2 protein-coding genes (1 of these 2 running past the window's edge) are annotated in these 1,232 nt (G+C 25.1%); one reads left to right on the top strand and one right to left on the bottom strand.

Features of this window, described 5'->3' with window-relative positions:
- Positions 1-120 precede the first annotated feature (120 nt).
- Positions 121-1,077: a SpoIVB peptidase S55 domain-containing protein gene (locus G3997_RS04475; protein ID WP_296648736.1), complete on the top strand. Its 957-nt coding sequence runs from the start codon at positions 121-123 to the stop codon at positions 1,075-1,077.
- Positions 1,078-1,134: 57 nt separating this feature from the next.
- Here G3997_RS04475 and G3997_RS04470 read toward each other — a convergent pair.
- Positions 1,135-1,232 carry part of the coding region annotated (locus tag G3997_RS04470) for a type I restriction enzyme endonuclease domain-containing protein (protein WP_296648732.1) on the bottom strand (this coding region is incomplete at its 5' end). 191 nt of the annotated region lie beyond the right edge of the window, so 98 of the 289 annotated nt are shown.

Below are 1,232 nucleotides of genomic sequence, written 5' to 3'. Positions count from 1 at the left end.
TTTAAATTTTAACATTATTGATTATTTTATATATTATTAGTAATTACATTACAATATATTTTATATGTATTTTAGGAAAGATACAAATAAGTATATATAAAATAAAAGGGAGTTGACTGAATGAATGACGTAAAACTAGGCTTTTTTAAGAAAGTTCTTTCAACTATATTAGTAATAAATTTACTCGGGTGTTCTTTTGTATTTGGAAATGATACTGATATATCAAAAAATACAAAGCTTATGCCATCTGGAGAAGTTGTTGAATTTTTCGTTAAACTAAAATACCCTATAATATCAAATAAACTAAACTCTAACAGAACTTTAAAAAAATCAGATATATTATTAGCTATAAAAATAGGTGGAGAAGAAATTAATTTAAATCGTGAAACTCTAGAAAAAACGATGAAATCTAAAAAACTACCTTTAGAAGTTATATATTCTAGAAATGGAAAAACTAAAACAATGAATATAACTTCTGATGATCTTAGAGATTTCGAAATAGGCTATTATTCATTTTATTTAGGTACTATAACAGCAATAGATTCTAAAGGTAATTTTATAGCGCTATCTCATAACATAAAGGATGATGATACACCTTTTGAAATTCTAGATAGTGGAATTTTTAATACCTCTTATGTTCAAACTCGTAAAAATACTATTTTTCATACAGGTAATTTAGTTGCAAGTGCAAGTGGAGATAAGATAGGTAAGTTTAGTGGTATTGGTGATGGAGGCATGAGCGGTAAGTTTGATAAGTATAAATATAATACAAACTTAGCTTTAGAAATAGGGACTCCAAAAGTAGGTAATGCTTATTTATATTGTAAGTCTCCTATATCTAATGAGTTAAAAATGCATGAAATTGAAATAGTTGAAGTTGGAGAGAATTTCTCATCTATAAAAATTGTAGATAAAGATTTATTAAAATATCGTGGTGGTATAGTTCAAGGTATGAGTGGTTCTCCTATAATACAAAATAATAAGCTTGTTGGGGGAACTCGTGCAGTTATAAAATATAATAAAAGCAGAGGTCTTATGACAAATATAGATTATATGATTAAAAACAGTAATAAATAAAAGGTCAAATATTAATTTGACCTTTTATTTTAAAAAAATTTATTTAAAATACACATTCTATAAAATTAATATTTCTATATTMTCTTTTAACTGTGGGTTTTCCTTATTACCACTATTTAAACTATTGTACTTTGGCTTTACTTTGCTTGAATAAT

This window comes from Romboutsia sp. 13368 (assembly GCF_018336475.1).
Taxonomy (GTDB): domain Bacteria; phylum Bacillota; class Clostridia; order Peptostreptococcales; family Peptostreptococcaceae; genus Romboutsia.
The sequence above is the reverse complement of the archived record's forward strand: the minus strand, read 5'-3'. Positions and strand labels throughout refer to the sequence as shown.

Excerpts from the sequence above, each read along its gene's own strand:
- G3997_RS04475 (WP_296648736.1), top strand. The coding sequence starts at position 121 with ATGAATGACGTAAAACTAGGCTTTTTTAAGAAAGTTCTTTCAACTATA.